18 protein-coding genes are annotated in these 17,569 nt (G+C 72.6%); 9 read left to right on the top strand and 9 right to left on the bottom strand.

Annotated features, from left to right (window positions below; all coding sequences use genetic code 11):
• Nucleotides 1-63: 63 nt before the first annotated feature.
• The 4 genes from Q1V71_RS19080 (at nt 64) to Q1V71_RS19065 (ending at nt 4,790) form a co-directional block, all read left to right on the top strand.
• Nucleotides 64-309, top strand: coding sequence for a DUF6458 family protein (locus tag Q1V71_RS19080; protein ID WP_300645898.1), 246 nt, complete (start codon nt 64-66; stop codon nt 307-309).
• 201 nt (nt 310-510) lie between these two features.
• Nucleotides 511-786 carry a 30S ribosomal protein S15 gene (rpsO, locus tag Q1V71_RS19075; protein ID WP_300645896.1) on the top strand — a complete coding sequence of 92 codons (276 nt, stop codon included), beginning with the start codon at nt 511-513 and terminating at the stop codon, nt 784-786.
• A 258-nt stretch (nt 787-1,044) separates the two neighbouring features.
• The gene (locus tag Q1V71_RS19070) at nt 1,045-3,291 is read left to right on the top strand and encodes a polyribonucleotide nucleotidyltransferase (protein WP_300645894.1); all 2,247 of its coding nucleotides are present in this window, start codon (nt 1,045-1,047) and stop codon (nt 3,289-3,291) included.
• A gap of 182 nt (nt 3,292-3,473) precedes the next feature.
• A complete protein-coding gene (locus tag Q1V71_RS19065; protein ID WP_300645892.1) occupies nt 3,474-4,790 on the top strand; it encodes a pitrilysin family protein in 1,317 nt (438 codons plus the stop codon).
• A 26-nt stretch (nt 4,791-4,816) separates the two neighbouring features.
• Here the strand turns inward: Q1V71_RS19065 and Q1V71_RS19060 are convergent, their stop codons facing one another.
• From Q1V71_RS19060 to Q1V71_RS19050, 3 genes are read right to left on the bottom strand one after another with little or no spacing between them, the layout of a single operon-like run.
• Nucleotides 4,817-5,371, bottom strand: coding sequence for a hypothetical protein (locus Q1V71_RS19060; RefSeq protein WP_300645890.1), 555 nt, complete (start codon nt 5,369-5,371; stop codon nt 4,817-4,819).
• Nucleotides 5,368-6,030 (bottom strand): transposase, encoded by a 663-nt coding sequence (locus Q1V71_RS19055; protein ID WP_300645888.1) that lies wholly within the window; start codon nt 6,028-6,030, stop codon nt 5,368-5,370. The genes Q1V71_RS19060 and Q1V71_RS19055 overlap by 4 nt, the downstream gene beginning before the upstream one ends.
• Nucleotides 6,031-6,083: 53 nt before the next feature.
• A complete protein-coding gene (locus tag Q1V71_RS19050) occupies nt 6,084-6,599 on the bottom strand; it encodes a trans-aconitate 2-methyltransferase (RefSeq protein ID WP_300645887.1) in 516 nt (171 codons plus the stop codon).
• Between the two features lie 139 nt (nt 6,600-6,738).
• Between Q1V71_RS19050 and dapB the strand changes: the two genes are divergently transcribed.
• On the top strand, nt 6,739-7,506 hold the full coding sequence (gene dapB, locus Q1V71_RS19045) for a 4-hydroxy-tetrahydrodipicolinate reductase (protein WP_300645961.1): 768 nt from the start codon (nt 6,739-6,741) through the stop codon (nt 7,504-7,506).
• Nucleotides 7,507-7,805: 299 nt separating this feature from the next.
• Here the strand turns inward: dapB and Q1V71_RS19040 are convergent, their stop codons facing one another.
• The 4 genes from Q1V71_RS19040 to Q1V71_RS19025 form a co-directional block, all read right to left on the bottom strand.
• A complete protein-coding gene (locus tag Q1V71_RS19040; protein WP_300645885.1) occupies nt 7,806-8,105 on the bottom strand; it encodes an AzlD domain-containing protein in 300 nt (99 codons plus the stop codon).
• Nucleotides 8,102-8,806 carry an AzlC family ABC transporter permease gene (locus Q1V71_RS19035; RefSeq protein WP_300645883.1) on the bottom strand — a complete coding sequence of 235 codons (705 nt, stop codon included), beginning with the start codon at nt 8,804-8,806 and terminating at the stop codon, nt 8,102-8,104. Before Q1V71_RS19035 ends, Q1V71_RS19040 begins: the two co-directional genes overlap by 4 nt.
• A 263-nt stretch (nt 8,807-9,069) precedes the next feature.
• Nucleotides 9,070-9,651: a GNAT family N-acetyltransferase gene (locus Q1V71_RS19030; protein WP_300645882.1), complete on the bottom strand. Its 582-nt coding sequence runs from the start codon at nt 9,649-9,651 to the stop codon at nt 9,070-9,072.
• Complete coding sequence (locus Q1V71_RS19025) at nt 9,648-10,277, bottom strand: DUF3043 domain-containing protein (protein WP_300645881.1); 630 nt, start codon at nt 10,275-10,277, stop codon at nt 9,648-9,650. The genes Q1V71_RS19030 and Q1V71_RS19025 overlap by 4 nt, the downstream gene beginning before the upstream one ends.
• A gap of 155 nt (nt 10,278-10,432) precedes the next feature.
• On the opposite strand from Q1V71_RS19025, the gene Q1V71_RS19020 reads away from it, so the two are divergent.
• The 4 genes from Q1V71_RS19020 to Q1V71_RS19005 all read left to right on the top strand — a co-directional run bounded on the left by Q1V71_RS19020 (nt 10,433) and on the right by Q1V71_RS19005 (nt 14,216).
• A complete protein-coding gene (locus tag Q1V71_RS19020; protein ID WP_300645880.1) occupies nt 10,433-11,215 on the top strand; it encodes a PspA/IM30 family protein in 783 nt (260 codons plus the stop codon).
• 143 nt (nt 11,216-11,358) lie between these two features.
• Nucleotides 11,359-12,273: a zinc metalloprotease HtpX gene (gene htpX / locus Q1V71_RS19015; protein WP_300645879.1), complete on the top strand. Its 915-nt coding sequence runs from the start codon at nt 11,359-11,361 to the stop codon at nt 12,271-12,273.
• A gap of 10 nt (nt 12,274-12,283) precedes the next feature.
• Complete coding sequence (locus Q1V71_RS19010; protein ID WP_300645878.1) at nt 12,284-12,862, top strand: hypothetical protein; 579 nt, start codon at nt 12,284-12,286, stop codon at nt 12,860-12,862.
• Nucleotides 12,863-13,010: 148 nt separating this feature from the next.
• Nucleotides 13,011-14,216 carry a GAF domain-containing sensor histidine kinase gene (locus tag Q1V71_RS19005; RefSeq protein WP_300645877.1) on the top strand — a complete coding sequence of 402 codons (1,206 nt, stop codon included), beginning with the start codon at nt 13,011-13,013 and terminating at the stop codon, nt 14,214-14,216.
• Nucleotides 14,217-14,218: 2 nt separating this feature from the next.
• Here the strand turns inward: Q1V71_RS19005 and nadA are convergent, their stop codons facing one another.
• Entirely contained in the window at nt 14,219-15,394 is a 1,176-nt protein-coding gene (nadA, locus tag Q1V71_RS19000; protein WP_300645876.1) for a quinolinate synthase NadA, read from the bottom strand.
• 73 nt (nt 15,395-15,467) lie between these two features.
• Nucleotides 15,468-17,216 carry a VWA domain-containing protein gene (locus Q1V71_RS18995; RefSeq protein WP_300645875.1) on the bottom strand — a complete coding sequence of 583 codons (1,749 nt, stop codon included), beginning with the start codon at nt 17,214-17,216 and terminating at the stop codon, nt 15,468-15,470.
• Nucleotides 17,217-17,569: the final 353 nt, after the last annotated feature.

The following is a 17,569-nucleotide window of genomic DNA, read 5'->3' as shown; positions in this document are numbered from 1 at the left end:
CTGCGGGCACCCCCACGCCCCCGGACGCGCCACCCGCGTCCGCTACCCCAGAAGGAGAACACCATGGGTTACGGAGCCGGAGGCTTTCTGATCGTCGTCGGGCTGGTCCTGGCGCTGGCGGTGCAGGACGCCGTCGAGGGCGTCGACCTGGTCATGATCGGCTGGATCATGACGATCGTCGGCGTCGTGCTGCTGCTGCTCACCGCGATGACCCTCAACCGTCGCGGCGGTGCGGGCTCGGTGCAGACCACGACCCATGCCGACGGCTCGGTCACCGAGCGTCGTACCACCACCCAGCACGACATCTGAGCGACACCTGAGCAGTGCCCGGGGTGGTCCCCAGGGCGACGGGCCCCGCGCCCCGCGGATTTCGATCCGCGGGTGCGGGGCCTTAGTCTTCTCCGGATGCCGTCCAACGGCCGCGGAACCAGAGTGCCCGGGTGAACAGGCCCCGGCGCGCCGCGCAGCGAACAGGCCAGCTGGGAGACCAGGGCCGGGAGGAGAACCCGTATGTCGATCGGTACCGACGCGGAGACCAAGAAGAAGATCATCGCCGAGTACGCCACGACCGAGGGCGACACCGGCTCGCCGGAGGTCCAGATCGCGCTGCTCTCGCACCGCATCGCCCACCTGACCGAGCACCTCAAGCAGCACAAGCACGACCACCACAGCCGTCGTGGCCTGCTGCTCCTCGTGGGTCAGCGCCGCCGGCTGCTGAACTACCTCAACAAGAGCGACATCGAGCGCTACCGCTCGATCATCGAGCGTCTCGGCCTGCGCCGCTGACGCACCCTGCACGCAGGGCGGAGCGGTCGCCCCGACCAGGGCGGCCGCTCCGACGCATTTCCCCCTCCGAGCACTAGGCTCGGAGCCGCACCACCGAAATAACCACACACCAGGAGCGACCCGCTCGCCTCGGCCCGGTCCTCGGTAGTGGCTCTCAGAACGTGACCCGCCCACGGCGGGACGTCGCTGCGGGCCTCGATCGAAGATCGGCACTGACGCGGGACGCAGCGGAGAGCTCCGCAAGCAGAAGGACCCCTCTTGACCGAGACCCACACCGAACCCGTGATCTCCGCCGTCGAGACCGTCATCGACAACGGCTCGTTCGGCACCCGCACCGTCAAGTTCGAGACCGGGCTGCTGGCCCGCCAGGCGGCCGGTTCCGTGACCGCCTACCTCGACGACGACACGATGCTGCTCTCGGCGACCACCGCCGGCAAGCAGCCCAAGGACCACTTCGACTTCTTCCCCCTGACGATCGACGTCGAGGAGCGGATGTACGCCGCGGGCAAGATCCCCGGCTCGTTCTTCCGCTCCGAGGGTCGTCCGGGCGAGGACGCGATCCTCACCTGCCGCCTCATCGACCGCCCGCTGCGCCCGACCTTCAAGAAGGGTCTGCGCAACGAGGTCCAGGTCGTCATCACCGTGCTGGCCCTCGAGCCCGACACCCCCTACGACGTGCTGGCGATCAACGCCGCGTCCATGTCCACCCAGCTCTCCGGCCTGCCGTTCTCCGGCCCCGTCGGCGGCGTGCGCGTGGCCCTCATCGACGGCCAGTGGGTCGCGTTCCCGACCCACTCCCAGCTCGAGGACGCCGTCTTCGACATGGTCGTGGCCGGCCGCGTCACCGACAGCGGCGACGTCGCGATCATGATGGTCGAGGCGGAGGCGACCGAGACCGCCTTCGGCAAGATCCAGTCCGGCGCGCAGGCGCCCGACGAGACCGTCGTGGCCCAGGGGCTCGACGCCTCCAAGCCCTTCATCAAGCAGCTCTGCGAGGCCCAGTCCGAGCTCGCCGCCGTCGCGGCCAAGCCGGTCCAGGACTTCCCGGTCTTCCTCGACTACCAGGACGACGTCTACGCCGCCGTCGAGGCCGCTGCGCGCGAGGACCTCGCCGCCGCGATGAAGATCGCCGACAAGCAGGAGCGCGAGGAGCGCACCAACGAGCTCAAGGACGCCCTGCTCGACCGTCTCGCCGGCCAGTTCGAGGGCCGCGAGAAGGAGCTCGGTGCCGCGTTCCGCTCGCTCAACAAGTCGCTCGTGCGGGAGTCGATCCTGCGCGACAAGGTCCGCATCGACGGTCGCGGCCTCGCCGACATCCGTCCCCTGCACGCCGAGGTCGGCCTGATCCCGCGCGTGCACGGCTCGGCGCTGTTCGAGCGTGGCGAGACCCAGATCCTGGGCGTGACCACCCTCGACATGCTCAAGATGGAGCAGCAGCTCGACACGCTGTCCCCGGAGAAGCACCGCCGCTACATGCACAAGTACGTCTTCCCGCCGTTCTCCACCGGCGAGACCGGTCGCGTAGGCTCGCCCAAGCGCCGCGAGGTCGGCCACGGGGCGCTCGCGCGCCGCGCGCTGCTGCCGGTGCTCCCGGACCGCGAGGAGTTCCCCTACGCCATCCGCCAGCTCTCGGAGGCCATGGGCTCCAACGGCTCGACCTCGATGGGCTCGGTCTGCGCCTCGACCCTGTCGCTGCTGCAGGCCGGCGTGCCGCTGAAGGCCTCCGTCGCGGGCATCGCGATGGGCCTGGTCTCCGGTGAGGTCGACGGCCAGACGACGTACGTCGCGCTGACCGACATCCTCGGCGCCGAGGACGCCTTCGGCGACATGGACTTCAAGGTCGCCGGCACCCGCGAGTTCGTCACCGCCCTGCAGCTGGACACCAAGCTCGACGGCATCCCCGCCGAGGTGCTCGGTGCCGCGCTGAAGCAGGCCCGGGACGCCCGCCTGACCATCCTCGACGTCATGGCCGAGGCCATCGACGCCCCGGACGAGATGTCGGAGACCGCGCCGCGGATCATCACCATCAAGATCCCGGTCGACAAGATCGGCGAGGTGATCGGTCCCAAGGGCAAGATCATCAACCAGATCCAGGACGACACCGGCGCCTCGATCTCCATCGAGGACGACGGCACCATCTACATCGGTGCCACCGTCGGCTCGGCCGCGGAGGCCGCCCGGTCGGCGATCAACGCGATCGCCAACCCGACGATGCCCGAGGTCGGCGAGCGCTACCTCGGCACCGTCGTCAAGACGACCAACTTCGGTGCGTTCGTCTCGCTCATGCCGGGCAAGGACGGGCTGCTGCACATCAGCAAGCTCCGCTCCCTGGCCGGTGGCAAGCGCGTCGACGCGGTCGAGGACGTCGTCTCGGTCGGCCAGAAGCTGCAGGTCGAGATCGCCGAGATCGACGACCGCGGCAAGCTCTCCCTGGCCCCCGTGGTCGAGGAGGACGGCGCCGAGGCCGACACCGCCCCTGCCGAGGAGACCGCCACCGAGGAGTGATCCTCCGCGTCCCGGCCGCACGCGCGCCACGGACGCACCCACGCGCCGACCCGTCCGAGCACCTCGGGCGGGTCGGCCGCGTCAGGGGCCCGGTCATCCGGGTCCGCCACCGGCACCCGGCAGCCACCACCCCCGGCCGCCGGGCCGCACCGCACCTCACGTCACCGCCGAGGAGGCCACCCGTGCTGCACGACCGCACCGAGCCCGTCACCACCACCCTCTCCGAGACCGCCGACGACGACGGCCTCGTCACCTCCACCGTGCGACGCACGGTGCTGCCCTCGGGCCTGCGCGTGGTCACCGAGCAGATGGCCGGGGTCCGCTCGGCCAGCATCGGGGTGTGGGTCGGGGTCGGCTCGGCGGACGAGGACGAGACCCTGCACGGCTGCTCGCACTTCCTCGAGCACGTGCTCTTCAAGGGCACCGGCAGCCGCACCGCCCTGGACATCTCCGTGGCGCTGGACGCGGTGGGCGGGGAGTTCAACGCCTTCACCGCCAAGGAGTACACCTGCTTCCACGCTCGGGTGCTGGACCAGGACCTGCCGCTGGCCGTGGACGTGCTCGGCGACATGATCACCGACCCGCTCATCACGCCCGAGGACGTCGAGGCCGAGCGCGACGTGATCCTCGACGAGATCGCCATGCACGACGACGACCCCGAGGACGTCGTGCACAACCTCTTCGCCGCGCAGGCGTTCGGCGCCGACACCCCCTGGGGACGGCCGATCGCCGGCACGGAGGACTCCATCGCGGCGCTCACCCGCGACCAGGTCGCGGCCTTCCACCGCGACCACTACCGACCCGCGACCATCGTCGTGGCGGTGGCCGGAAACCTCGAGCACGACCGGGTCGTGGCGATGGTCGAGGAGTCCTTCGCCCGCAACGGCTTCCTCGACCGGGTCGAGGCGCCCGTCTCACGGCTGGGCGGCGGCACGCTGGTCCCGGTCCACGGGGGTACGGCGCAGGCCACCCGCCCCTTCGAGCAGGTCAACCTGGTGCTGGGCATGGAGGGCATCGGCCGCAACGACCCCCGTCGCTTCGCCCTCTCCATCCTCAACACCGCGCTGGGCGGCGGCACGTCCTCCCGGCTCTTCCAGGAGGTGCGCGAGCACCGCGGTCTGGCCTACTCCGTCTACTCCTTCGCCGCCCACCACGCCGACACCGGACTGGTCGGTGTCTCGGTCGGCTGCCTGCCCGCCAAGGCCGAGGAGGTGCTGCAGGTCGTGCGCGCTGAGCTGGCGCTGGTCGCGCGTGACGGCATCACCGCCGAGGAGCTGGCCAGGGGCCAGGGGCAGCTGCGCGGGGGACTGGTGCTCGGCCTGGAGGACTCCGGCTCGCGGATGTCGCGGCTGGGCAAGTCCGAGCTGGTCCACGACACCCTGCTGACGATGGACGAGGTGCTCCAGCACATCGAGGACGTCACCGTGGAGGAGGTCCGTGCGGTCGCGGCGGAGGTCCTCACGCGTCCCGAGGTGCTCGCGGTGGTCGGTCCGGCCTGACCTGGTCCCGCGGCCGGCGTCTCGGCTCAGGCCAGGACGACGCACGCGGCGCAGGCCGCGGCCCACAGGACGCTGGAGAACGTGCCGATGATGAACCGCTCGGCGACCGCCCCGGTGCCGGCGTTGCGCAGCTCGGGGTAGCGACCCAGCCCCTTGAGAGCCAGCACGGCCGCGGTGCCCTCCGGCCACCCCGCGACGAGCGCGGCCACCACGCCGGCCCGCTCGAGGGCGCCGATCCAGGCTCCGCCGCGCAGCAGCTCGCCCGCGTTCTCCAGCGAGTCGTCCTCGTCACCGCCCGTGGTGTCGCCCTGGTCGACGACGTCGAAGAGGGCCGCGGTCACCGGTCCGCCGCCGACGACGGCCAACGCCCCGGCCAGCGCGACCAGCAGGGTGCGGGGAGCATCGCCCGCCAGCTGCAGGTCCGCGGCCCCGGCCCAGGCCAGCGAGACCAGCAGCAGGAGCAGCGAGATCGGGGTCCAGGTGCGACCGCCCGCTCGGGTCCAGGCCCAGCAGGACGACAGCAGACCTGCACCCAGGAGCACCAGCAGCATGGCTCCCGCGGGGTCGACGTCCCACGTCACTGCTGCTCCTCGCCCCCGGCGTCGACCTCGGCGTCTGCCTCGGACCGGGCGGCCTCCAGCGCCAGGGCGGCGAGGTGGGCGACCAGCTCGCGGGCACGCCTGCCCTCGGCGAGGCCGGCGGCTGCGGCGCGTTGGCTCACCGCGCTGGGGGAGATGCCCAGCTGGTGCGCGGCCTGGTCGTAGGTCGCTCCGGAGTCGACGAGGTCCACGACCTCCCACCCGCGCCGGGTCCGGCGCTCCAGCAGCGAGGCCCACAGCCACAGCGCGCTCTCCAGGGCCCTGGCCGGCGTCTCGGCCTGCTCCGGCGCGTGCACCCGCAGCCCGGCGGGCGAGGTGCGGGCCGCCTCGACGCCCGCGCGGGCTCGGACGAACGCGGGACCGCGCGCCTCCCGCACGTCCGCCGGGAGCGGCGCCTGGACCGCGCCGAGGCCCAGGCCCAGCCGCCAGTCGCCGCTGCGCAGCACCCGCTCGACCAGGGCGGGCAGGTGCCCGGCCTCGGTGACCAGGGCCTGCACCTCGTCGCCCGCGGTGCGCTGGAAGGCCAGGCGCGTGGGCGCGTCGGCGAGGGCGGCCAGCAGCTCGCCCACCCGGTCGGGGGCGCGCCGGCTGCCGCGCTGGTCCACGGTGAGCACGAGGCCGACCAGTGAGGGCACCGCCATCACGCACCTCCTCCAGGTCCTGGCCTAATGTAGACCTACCTGAAGGTCATGGCCTAACGCTTGCCGATGATGCCGACGACGGCAGGGACCTTGCGCTGCACCACCGAGACCCGGAAGCCGGCGTCGGCGAGGGCCTTGGAGGCGCCCTCGACGATCTGCGGGACCTGGTCGGGGCGGGCCACCTCGAAGAAGAGGTAGACCGCGCCGCCGGGCAGGACCCGCTCGTGCAGCAGCGCCACCTCGTCGGCGCAGTCGCGCACCCAGAAGAGGTTCACGTTGAAGGCGTAGACCTTGTGCAGCCGCTTGACGGGGACCCGCAGCGTGGCCAGGTCGATCTGGCGCACGGTCAGCCGGCCGGACTCGAGGTACTTCGCGCAGCGGCGCTTGGTGCGGTCCACCCCCGACTCCGAGCGGTCGATGGCGAAGAGCTTCCCGGTCTCCAGACGGCTGCAGATCAGCTCGGCGCTGTAGCCGGGCCCGCACCCGATCTCGAGCACGTGGTCACCCGGCTGGACGTCCATGAGGTCGACCGACCAGCGGATCCGGGCCGGGATGGTCTGCAGCACCATGGGGGCAAGACTGCCAGAAAGCAGACCGCCGTGGTCGGCGGGCCGGTCGTGGCGACCACCACGCGCGACCCCGGTCACCTCCCGGGCCCGGGTGTGGAACGCTGGGCGCGTGGGCGAGACACGGCACGGGCACGGACGGATGAGGGTGGGCGTCCTGGGCGCTCGGGGGAAGGTGGGACGCGAGGTCTGCCGCGCGGTGCTGGAGGCCCCGGACCTCGAGCTGGTGGCCCAGGTCGACGTGGCCGCGGACACCGACGACCAGGACGCCGACGACCTCGACGCGCTGGTGCCCGCCGGGGTCTCCGCCGTCGTCGACTTCACCCATCCCGACGTGGTGATGGACAACCTGCGCCACTGCATCAGCCACGGGATCCACGCGGTGGTCGGCACCACCGGCTTCGACGAGGCACGCCTCGACACGTTGCGCGGCTGGCTCGCCGACTCCCCGGGCACCGGGGTGCTCATCGCGCCCAACTTCTCCATCGGGGCGGTGCTGATGATGCGCTTCGCCGCAGAGGCCGCCCGCTTCTACGAGTCGGTCGAGATCATCGAGCTGCACCACCCCGACAAGGCCGACGCGCCGAGCGGCACGGCCCGTCGCACCGCCGAGCTGGTCGCGGCCGCCCGCCGCGAGGCCGGGCTGGGGCCGGTTCCCGACGCGACGAGCACGTCCCTGGACGGCGCCCGCGGGGCGGACGTCGACGGCGTACGCGTCCACGGGCTGCGGATCCGGGGGATGGTCGCCCACCAGGAGGTCGTGCTCGGCGGCACGGGGGAGACCCTCACCATCCGCCACGACTCGATGGACCGGGCCTCCTTCACCCCCGGTGTCCTCGCCGCCCTGCGGGCGATCGAGGGGCGTCCCGGCCTGACCGTCGGGCTCGAGCAGCTGCTCGACCTGGGCTGAGGCCCCTCCGTCCGGCGCAGGGTCCCGCACCCGCGCGCCCTCCCGGGCGCGTGCGCCGGCTCGGGCTTGCACCTTTTCGCAGTGCAGGAACCTGCAGCACCCCGGTGGTTCCCCTGGTCCCGAGCACGCGTCACGCTGGGCGCGTGACCGGGCCGCACCGCGGCCCGCGCCCGTGCCGGACGGAACGGCACGGACCCCTCCGGGCGTCGGTGGTCCTCCGTGGGGGAGGGAACGCGGACGCCCGCGGCCCCGCCCCTGACCCGGGGCGGGGCCACCGGGTCGGTTCGATCGGAGCCGCGTCAGAGCCGGAGGAGCGCTGCGGTGAGCGCCGCTCCGACGACGACCACGAGGAACGGCGCGCGCAGCAGGAGCAGGACGACCGCGGCCCCGAGACCCGCGGCGCGGGCGTCGAGGACCAGGTCCTGGTCGTTCCCGAGCACCTGGACCGCCACGAGCCCGGCGAGCAGCGCCACCGGCAGCCGGTCGGCGACCGCCCGGACCGCCGGCCGCTCCAGCACCCGGTGCGGGACCGAGAGACCGGCGAGCTTGAGCGCGTAGCAGGCCAGACCCGCCGCGAGCACCGCCCACCACGTGCTCATGCCGTCCCTCCGGGCCGCGACCGGTCGCGGGCCAGCAGCCCCACGAGCAGCGCCGTCCCGCCCGCGGCCAGCACGGGTACGCCGGCAGGCGCGAGCGGCACGACCAGCAGCGCCACCGCGGCAGCGGCGAGGGCGAGCGCCAGGCCCCCCGGCTCACGCAGGCGCGGCCAGAGCAGGGCGAGGAAGGCGGCGCCGACGGCCGCGTCGAGGCCGTAGGTGCGCGGGTCGCCGAGCACCGTGCCGCCGATCGCGCCGAGGAGGGTGAAGAGGTTCCAGAGGACGAAGACGCTCACCCCGGTCCAGGTGAAGCCCGTGCGGGCCGCGGCGGTGCTGCCGCGGGTCACCGCCATGGCCGTGGACTCGTCGATCACCAGGTGGGCCGCGCCCAGGCGTCGTGCTCCTCGCCAGGCGAGCAGGGGTGCCAGCCGCAAGCCGTAGAGCGTGTTGCGGGTGCCGAGGAGGGCCGCAGTGAGGACGGCCGAGACCGCGGAGCCCCCGGCGCCCAGCACCCCGACCAGCGCGAACTGCGAGGCCCCCGTGAACACCAGCAGGGACAGGGCGCAGGTCTGGGCCACGTCGAGGCCGGAGGCGACGGACACGGCGCCGAAGGAGGTGCCGTAGAGCCCGGTGGCGATCCCGACGCCGAGGCTGTCGCGGACGATCGGTCCCCTCTCGTCCGGGGAGAGGGCCGGCTCGCTCACGCGCGCCAGGCTAGGTGACGTCCGCCTTCCAGCGGCCCCCGGGCTGCCGGGGGCCCGCCGGTGCTCAGCCGCCGAGGGTGCCCGACGGGCCGACGAGGACGAGGAGCAGGAAGAGCCCCGTGATCGAGGTGAGGAGCCAGGTGACGACCAGGCGGTGCAGACGGGGGAGCGGACCGAGCATGGCTGGTTCGTGCCCCGGCCGGTCGGGTCGCACACCGCCCAGGAGGGTGAAGGTAAAGAGAGGTGCTCGGTCGACGCGGTGCTCAGCCGAGGTCGGTGTGCAGCCGCACCTGCTTGACGCGCACCGCCCCGGTGCCGTCCAGGTCCAGCTCGCGGTGCGCTCCGTCGGGCGCCCACCCGGCCCCGTCCAGGAAGCCCCGCAGGGCGTCGTCGGAGGCCACCACCCAGGTGACGGCGCGCTGGAACCGGTCCGCGCGCAGCGTGTCGGCCGCCGCCTGGAGCAGCCGGCTGCCGTGGCCCAGGCGTCGCTCGGCGGGGTCCAGCACCAGCTCGGAGAGCTCGCCGTCGGCGACGGGGTCGCGGTCGGGGTCGGTGCTGGGGCCGGTGAGGGCGAAGCCGACCACCCGGTTGCGCTCGAGCGCGACCAGGGCCCGGCTCCGGGCGTCGCGCGGTCGGGCCAGCGAGTCGCGCCACGCCGCGGTCGCGGCCTCGACCGCGTCCGGGCCGCTGGGGAAGGCCTCGGCAGGCACCAGGCCGGCGTACATCTCCGGCCAGGCGCGCAGCTGCAGGGAGGCGATGGCGGGGGCGTCCTCAGCCCAGGCGACGCGGACCGAGACGTCGGCGGAGGGGCGGCGTCCCTGCGAGGACGTGTGGTCGCCGCTCACCGGTAGTGCTCGGGGAGCTTCTGGCCGATCTTGACCTGGGCCTTGGGCATCCGCATGAACTTCATCTGCATGGCCCGGCTGATGGCGTACCAGGTGGTGCCCTTGGTCGCGGTGCTGTCGTCGGGGAACCGGCGGCCGAGCTCGCGGCGCACGCGGAACCGCAGCTGGACCATGTCGATGACCACCAGCAGCACGGTGAGCAGGAGCACGGTGCTGCCGATGCCGGCCAGCGTCGGGTTGCCGGAGTAGCTCAGGACCATCGTGACCAGCAGCACCGGGATGATCACGTCGATGAAGGAGAAGCGCGAGTCCACGAAGTCGCGCACGAACCGGCGGACCGGGCCCTTGTCGCGGGGCAGCAGGAAGCGCTCGTCGCCGGACTTCATGCCCGCGCGCACGCGGGCGGAGTTGTCGGCCCGGGCCGCGCGAGCGGCAGCCGCCTGCTCCTTGCGGGTCCGCGGGACCTTGGCGCGCGCCCGAGCGGCGGCCTCGGCCTCCTTGCGGGTCGGCGTCGGCCGGCCCTTCTTGCCCGGCGCCGCCGTCGTGGACGTCCCCCCGGCGTCGGCGCCGGTGGTGAGGGTGCCGGCGGGGTCGGTGGCCTGGTCGGACTTGCTGCGACGGAACAACGTGGGCCTTCTCGCGAGGGGGCGGGGCGTCGGCGCGACGCCGGCGGACGGGGTCAGGGTACCGGGGGTGCCGGGACCCCTGCCCATGCGTTGCCCCTGCGCCGTAGGGTGAGCGCGTACCGACCTGCCACCGTGCGAGAGGGATCCCCACCACCATGAGTCTCTGGAAGCGCTTCACCCTGATCTTCAAGTCGAAGGCCAGCAAGGCGCTGGACCGTGCCGAGGACCCCCGCGAGACCCTGGACTACAGCTACCAGCGCCAGCTGGAGCTGCTCACCAAGGTCCGCCGCGGCGTGGCGGACGTGGCGACCAGCCGCAAGCGCGTGGAGCTGCAGATCAACCAGCTCGAGCAGCAGGCGGCCAAGCTGACCGACCAGGCCCAGAAGGCAATCGACATGGGCCGCGAGGACCTCGCCCGCGAGGCGCTGACCCGCAAGTCGGCCCTCACCGGCCAGATCTCCGACCTCCAGGTGCAGCTCTCGCAGCTGCAGGGCGAGGAGGAGAAGCTCGTGCTGGCGCAGCAGAAGCTCCAGGCCAAGGTCGAGAGCTTCCGCACGCGCAAGGAGACGATCAAGGCGACCTACACCGCCGCCGAGGCGCAGACCCGGATCAACGAGGCCGTCTCCGGCATCGGCGACGAGTTCGGCGACGTGGGCGCCGCGATCGCCCGCGCCGAGGACAAGACCGCCCAGATGCAGGCGCGTGCGGGTGCCATCGACGAGCTCATCGCCTCCGGCGCGCTCGACGACGCCTCCTCGCTCAACGCCGGCGACGACATCGCCCGCGAGCTCGCGGCGATGAGCAGCCAGTCCGACGTCGAGGCCGAGCTGGCCCGGATGAAGGGCGCCTCGGCTCCCGAGGCGATCGAGGCTGCCGACAGCGGCCCGATCCTCGAGGCCTCCCCGGAGAAGGCGGAGCAGCCCGAGGACCGCGCCTGAGCCTCGATCCACCGACCTGCTGACCGAGGCCCCCGCCTGCTGCTGCCGGCGGGGGCCTCGGTGCGTTCCGAGCACCGCACGGTCTCGGACGAGTCTCGGCGCCCTCTTGGCCGAATCTTGGCTCGGGCAGGGAGGATGGCCCCATGGCTCGCACGCGCTTCATCGGTGACCCCGGGCTGACCGCCCGGATGACCACCGTCATGTTCCTGCTCGGTGGGCTCTTCGTCGTCCTCATCGTCTCGTTGATGGCGGTGGGCGGTCGCGGGCTCGCCCCGATCATCGGCATCGTCGGGATCGGCATCGCCGTCTACCAGTGGTGGCGCAGCGACACGGTGGCCATGAAGGCGATGCGGGCCCGGGAGGTGACTCCCGAGCAGGCGCCCGAGCTGCACGCGATGGTCGACCGGCTCTGCGTCCTGGCCGACATGCCCAAGCCGCGGGTGGGGGTCGCGGACACCCCGATGCCCAACGCCTTCGCGACCGGCCGCTCCCCGGACCGCGCGGTGGTCGTGGTCACTACGGGCATCCTGAAGACCCTCACCGCCGAGGAGCTGGAGGGGGTGCTGGCGCACGAGCTCGCGCACGTCGCCCATCGCGACGTCCTGGTGATGACCGTGGCGTCGTCGGCAGGCATCGTCGCGGGCATGGTGACCCAGGGGGCGCAGTACGGGGCGATGTTCGGCGGCAACCGCCGCGAGGGCAACAGCGCACTGCCCGTCTGGCTGATGATGCTGCTGGTCAGCATCGTGGTGTACGCCGTCAGCTTCGTCCTCCTCAAGCTGCTCTCGCGCTACCGCGAGCTCTCGGCGGACCGGGCGGGCGCGTACCTCACCATGAAGCCCCAGGCCCTGGCCTCGGCGCTGCAGAAGATCTCCGGGGAGATGGACGCCGTCCCCGACCGCGACCTGCGCGCCAGCCAGCCGATGAACGCCTTCTTCATCGCCCCGGCGGTGAAGGGCCTCTCGATGCGGACCCTGACCTCCACCCACCCCACCCTCGAGCAGCGCCTCGAGCAGCTCGCGCGCATCCAGGCCGAGCTCGGCCGGCCGACGGGCTGAGGCGGGCACCGTGGGACTCCTCGACTCCATCCTGGGCCGCAGCAAGCCCAAGCAGGCCAACCTCGACGCGCTCTTCGCCGTGCCGGCCGCGGCGATCAGCCTGCAGGCCGGCGCCGGGCTGCGCCCCACCGGTCTGGGGGCGGTCTGCTACCGCCCGGCCGGGGGAGCGGCCTTCGCCCAGGCGGAGCAGGAGATCCTCGAGCTGCTCCGCGGCGCCGCCGACGCGCCCGAGGTGCGCCTGGAGCACGACGAGTTCGGCTTCACCTGGCTGGTCGTCGACGACGACCCCGAGGACGTCGAGGGCCTGGTGACCGACCTGCACGCCGTGAACACGACACTGGAGGCCCACGGCTTCGGGCCGGGCCTGCTCTGCTCCCTGCTGCCCTTCACCGACGGCGCCGGTCGCACGGTGGGCCTGCTCTACCTCTACAAGCAGGGGACCTTCTACCCGTTCGCCCCGCGCCCGCAGGGCGGCAAGCAGCGTGACACGCTGTTGGAGATCACCCTGCGCGACCTGCTCGAGGGCGAGCTCCCGGTCGAGGTGGAGCGCTCGCGCTGGTTGGCCGTCTGGGGCGCCCCGGGCCTGTGACCGCCGGTCGTCCCCGAGGGTGACAGCCGCCTGCCACGTCGACCGCCGTCGTACGACGGGTCGACCGGTTCCGGACACCAACGACCCTGCGGCTCCTACGATGGGCGCGAGCCCGAGACTGTCGGGACGTCCCACGGAGGAGCTGGTGGTGTCCACCACGGAGTTCGACGCGGAGCGCGTCGTCGAGATCGACCGCTACCGCGTGCTGGTGGAGCCGCCGCGCAAGGACCTCACCGCGCTCGTCGACGTCGCCGCGCAGGTGGCCCAGGTGCCGCTGGCGACGATCAACCTGATCACCGACACCGAGCAGCACCAGATCGCGACGACCGGGTTCGAGCCGTCGATCTGCGCACGCGAGGACTCGATGTGCAACCTGGTGCTGCACGAGAAGGCGCCGGTGATCGTGCCCGACGCCAGCCAGGACCCGCGCTTCAAGGACAACCCGTTCGTCACGGGTGAGATCGGGAACGTGCGGTTCTACGCCACCCACCAGCTGAAGACCCCTGGCGGCGTGGTCATCGGGACCCTCTGCGTCTTCGACGAGGAGCCTCGAGAGCTCAGCGACGAGCAGGAGGAGGGTCTGGTCAAGCTCGCCGACCGGGTCGTCGACCTGCTCGAGCTCGAGCTGCGCACCCGCGAGCTGACCACCGCCGTCGAGCAGGTCGAGCGGGCCCGGACCGAGCTGGAGCGCTCCAACCAGATGCTCACCGCCTTCGCGGGCCAGGTGGCACACGACCTGCGCAACCCGCTGTCGGCGGTGAAGATGTCGCTGGAGCTCCTCGAGGACCAGATGGCCTCCCCCGAGCTGGACGCGGACACGCTGGCCTACGTGGCGGCTCGGGCCAACAGCGGCGCCGAGCGCATGCAGAGCCTCATCGACGACCTGCTGGCCTACGCGAGGGTCGGTGGCCAGATGAAGCGGGAGCCGGTGGACCTCGGTGCCCTGGTCGCCGACGTACGGGCGGACCTGGCCGTGCAGCTCTCCGAGGCCGACCTCGTCGTCGAGGACCTGCCGACGGTGGAGGGGGACCCGGTGCAGCTGCGGGCCGTGCTGCAGAACCTCATCGCCAACAGCGCCAAGTTCGTCCCGCACGGTCAGCGACCTCGGATCGAGGTGCGGGGACGCGCGGCCGGTGCCGTGTGGCGCATCGAAGTGGTCGACCACGGGCTCGGTGTGCCGGCGGAGGACCGCGAACGTGTCTTCGCCCCGCTGGCGCGCGCCCACGAGGACGTCGACGGGCACGGCATCGGGCTGGCCACGGTGCGCCGGATCCTCGACGCCCACCGCGGCCGGATCGGGATCGAGGAGACCCCCGGTGGTGGCGCGACGGTGTGGGTCGAGCTGCCCCGCTGAGCTCAGTCCTTGGCGGTGCGCCCCGGCAGGGCCAGCATCCGCTCGAGCGCGACCAGCGCCCACCGCTCGGTCTCGGCGTCGACCTCGATCCGGTTGACCACCACGCCGTCGACGAGTGACTCCAACGCCCACACCAGGTGCGGCAGGTCGATGCGGTTCATCGTCGAGCAGTAGCAGACGTTGCGGTCCAGGAACGCGATCCGCTTGTCGGGGTGGGAGTCGGCGAGCCGCTTCACGAGGTTGAGCTCGGTGCCGATGGCCCACGAGGAGCCGGCCGGAGCGGCCTCGATCGTCTTGATGATGAACTCCGTGGACCCGACGAGGTCGGCCTTGAGGACGACGTCGTGCGAGCACTCGGGGTGCACCAGGATGTTGATCTCGGGGTCGGCCTCGCGCAGTGCGTCGACGACGTCGGCGGAGAAGCGGCCGTGCACCGAGCAGTGGCCCTTCCACAGGATCATCCGGGCGTCCTGCAGCTGCTGCGGGGTCAGGCCGCCGTCGGGGCGGTGCGGGTCCCAGACGACGCAGTCGTCGAGGGAGAGGCCCAGCTGCAGGACCGCGGTGTTGCGACCGAGGTGCTGGTCGGGCAGGAAGAGGACCTTGGTGTCGGGGCCGTGCTGCTCGTAGGCCCACTCCAGCGCGGTCTGGGCGTTGCTGGAGGTGCACACGACGCCGCCGTTGCGGCCGCAGAAGGCCTTGATGTCGGCGCTGGAGTTCATGTACGTCACCGGGACGACCTGACCCTGTACGCCGGCGGCGGCCATGGCCTCCCACGCGGTCTCGACCTGGGTCAGGCGGGCCATGTCGGCCATCGAGCAGCCGGCGGCGAGGTCGGGCAGCACGACCTGCTGCTCGGGGCCGGTCAGGATGTCGGCGGACTCGGCCATGAAGTGCACGCCGCAGAACACGATGAACTCCGCGTCGGGGCGGGCCGCGGCGTCGCGCGCCAGCTTGAAGGAGTCACCGGTGACGTCGGCGAACTGGATGACCTCGTCGCGCTGGTAGTGGTGGCCCAGCACGAAGACGCGGTCGCCCAGCGCGGCCTTGGCCGCCTCGGCGCGCGCCACCAGGTCGGGGTCGGAGGCCGCGGGCAGGTCGCCCGGGCACTCGACGCCCCGCTCGGCGGAGAGGTCGCGCCCGCGTCCGAGAGGCAGCAGCGGCAGGTCCACGGTGGTCATGGCTCCAGCGTAGGCCGCTCCGGGTGAGTCCCCAGCACCGGCGGGTGGGGTCACCCGTGCGTGCGGTCGTGCGTCAGGGCGTGCGTCGGCGGCGTACGACGAGGGCGAGCGCGGCCAGCAGCACCAGGGCACCGGCGCCGACGGCCGCCGGCACGAGCCAGCCCGGCGCACCCGATGCCCCGTCGTCACCCTCCGCCGCCTCGGCCTCCTCCGCGGGGTCCGGTGTGGTCCCTGCGTCGGCCTCGTCGGACGGGGTGGCCTCGGTGGCGGTGAGGGGCTCGCCGGTGGTGATCAGCTCGCCGGGGCTCGCGTAGGCGGGCTCCCCGGACTCCTCGCCCTGGACCTCGACGGTGATCGTGTAGGGCAGCTCCACCGAGGTCGCGCTGTCGACGTCGGCGCCGTAGAGGACGTAGTAGTCCCCGGCGAGGAAGTGCGCGTCGTCGCGCTCCCGGTTGGTCCACGCCACGGACGAGATGCCGGTCATCTGGACCGTCGGCCCGGTGTCGACGCGGCTGGTGCTCTCCGCCGCGTCGAGGTCGTCGCCGAGGGAGGCACGCAGCGGGCTCATCAGCTGCAGGTCGAAGAACGAGGAGTAGCTGGAGATGGCCTCGTCCTGGGCGGGGGTCAGACCCGGGCGGTCCACCCGGACGGCCAGGCTCTGCCCCCAGCCGACCGGCACACGGAAGGCGTTGACCTCTCCCGGGACGATCGTGGCGGCGTACGTGGTCCCCGGCTCCAGGGCGGGTGCGTCCTCGAAGGAGGTGCCGGCGATGACCGGCTCGGCCCGACCGCGCGCTCGAGCCGGCTCGGTGAGGACGGAGCTGTCGACCTCCGAGGGCAACGAGTCGAAGTTCTCGACCGGCGGCTCCTCGACGATCGAGAGGCCGAAGGGCAACGGGCCGGTCTCGTCACCGAGCCGCGTGACCCGGACGTGCACGGGGTCACCGCAGGAGAAGCCTCCCTCGGCGGGGGCCAGGTCGCTCTTGCCGGTGAACAGCGGCACGATCGTCGAGAAGGTGCTGGTGCCGCAGCCGCCGCCGTCCGGCTCGACCACGTCGACCTGGAGGTCGCTCAGGCCACCGGGCTGGAGCTCGTAGGAGCTGGCGATGACCGTGGAGCCCGGCACCTGGCGCTCGTAGACGTACCAGCGCTCCTGCTCCCTCCCCGCGAGGCGGTCCGCGTAGCGTCCGGCGCCCAGGGGCAGCGCCTCGGCCTGGCTCGGCCCGCCGACGACCGGCTCACCATCGATCTCGAAGGGGCGCAGGGCACGCTCGGTGGCCGTCGACAGGCTGGTCACGATCTCCTCGGCGGACGAGGCGTCGTAGTAGCGGCCCTCGGCCACGCCCGCGATGCAGCGCAGCTGTGCCCGAGCCTCTCCGTCCACGGCCAGCCCGACGACGTCGATGCGCAGGTCGACGCCCTGCTCCGTGAGCTCCTGGGCCACCTCGCACGGGTCGGGCTCGCACGTGGCGACCCCGTCGGAGACCAGCACGATGCTGCGGACCGTGTCGGGGTCGAGGTCCTCGGCGGCCTGGCGCAGCGCGTAGCCGATCGGTGTCTCGCCGTAGGGCCGGTAGCGCTCGATCTCGCGCAGCAGCGCGTCGCGGTTGTCGGTGCCGGCTGCGACGACCTGCTGGCTGTCGGTGCAGGCGCCGGGCTGGTCGCGGGAGAAGACCTCCGCACCGAAGACCCGCATCCCCACCGCGGCGTCGTCGGGCAGAGCGCCCACGACGTCGCGCAGCGCCTGCTTGGCCGCCTGGATCTTGGTCTCGCCGCCACCGGCCGGCTCGGCCATCGAGCCGCTGGAGTCGAGCACCAGCATCGTGGAGGTGTCCGGCTCGGCGGAGCCAACTGGACGCTCTTGCGCTCTGGCCGTCGACGCGACTGGCGCCAGCGCGGCGAGAACCAGCAGTAGGAGAAGTCTGACGGCAGACAGGCCCAGACGGGCGGTCAGCGAACGCACGCGCTCACTCTTCCCCCAGGTCGTCCATCCATGCCTCGTTCGCGGCCTTCTGCCTGTCAAGCGTTGGTGTGCCTGCAGTGAGACCTCCTCAGTTCACGCTGCACCCGTCCGAACTGACGGGTCGACTGGTCTGGTCCACCGTTCGGGTTTGTCCGGGAGGGTGCGGCCGCCGTGTTCGGACTCGTTCGGAGAGGTGCCGCGCAGCCGCGGAT

Origin of the sequence: Nocardioides sp. (assembly GCF_030149505.1) — a bacterium.
Classification (GTDB): domain Bacteria; phylum Actinomycetota; class Actinomycetes; order Propionibacteriales; family Nocardioidaceae; genus Nocardioides.
This window is presented reverse-complemented; position numbering and strand designations above follow the sequence as displayed.

Bases quoted from the DNA above. Each gene is read 5' to 3' on its own strand.
- Q1V71_RS19080 (WP_300645898.1), top strand. From the start codon at position 64: ATGGGTTACGGAGCCGGAGGCTTTCTGATCGTCGTCGGGCTGGTCCTG.
- Q1V71_RS18995 (WP_300645875.1), bottom strand. From the start codon at position 17,216: ATGCTGGTGCTCGACTCCAGCGGCTCGATGGCCGAGCCGGCCGGTGGC.
- dapB (WP_300645961.1), top strand. From the start codon at position 6,739: ATGAGGGTGGGCGTCCTGGGCGCTCGGGGGAAGGTGGGACGCGAGGTC.
- Q1V71_RS19040 (WP_300645885.1), bottom strand. From the start codon at position 8,105: ATGAGCACGTGGTGGGCGGTGCTCGCGGCGGGTCTGGCCTGCTACGCG.
- rpsO (WP_300645896.1), top strand. From the start codon at position 511: ATGTCGATCGGTACCGACGCGGAGACCAAGAAGAAGATCATCGCCGAG.
- nadA (WP_300645876.1), bottom strand. From the start codon at position 15,394: ATGACCACCGTGGACCTGCCGCTGCTGCCTCTCGGACGCGGGCGCGAC.
- Q1V71_RS19020 (WP_300645880.1), top strand. From the start codon at position 10,433: ATGAGTCTCTGGAAGCGCTTCACCCTGATCTTCAAGTCGAAGGCCAGC.
- Q1V71_RS19055 (WP_300645888.1), bottom strand. From the start codon at position 6,030: ATGGCGGTGCCCTCACTGGTCGGCCTCGTGCTCACCGTGGACCAGCGC.
- htpX (WP_300645879.1), top strand. From the start codon at position 11,359: ATGGCTCGCACGCGCTTCATCGGTGACCCCGGGCTGACCGCCCGGATG.
- Q1V71_RS19050 (WP_300645887.1), bottom strand. From the start codon at position 6,599: ATGGTGCTGCAGACCATCCCGGCCCGGATCCGCTGGTCGGTCGACCTC.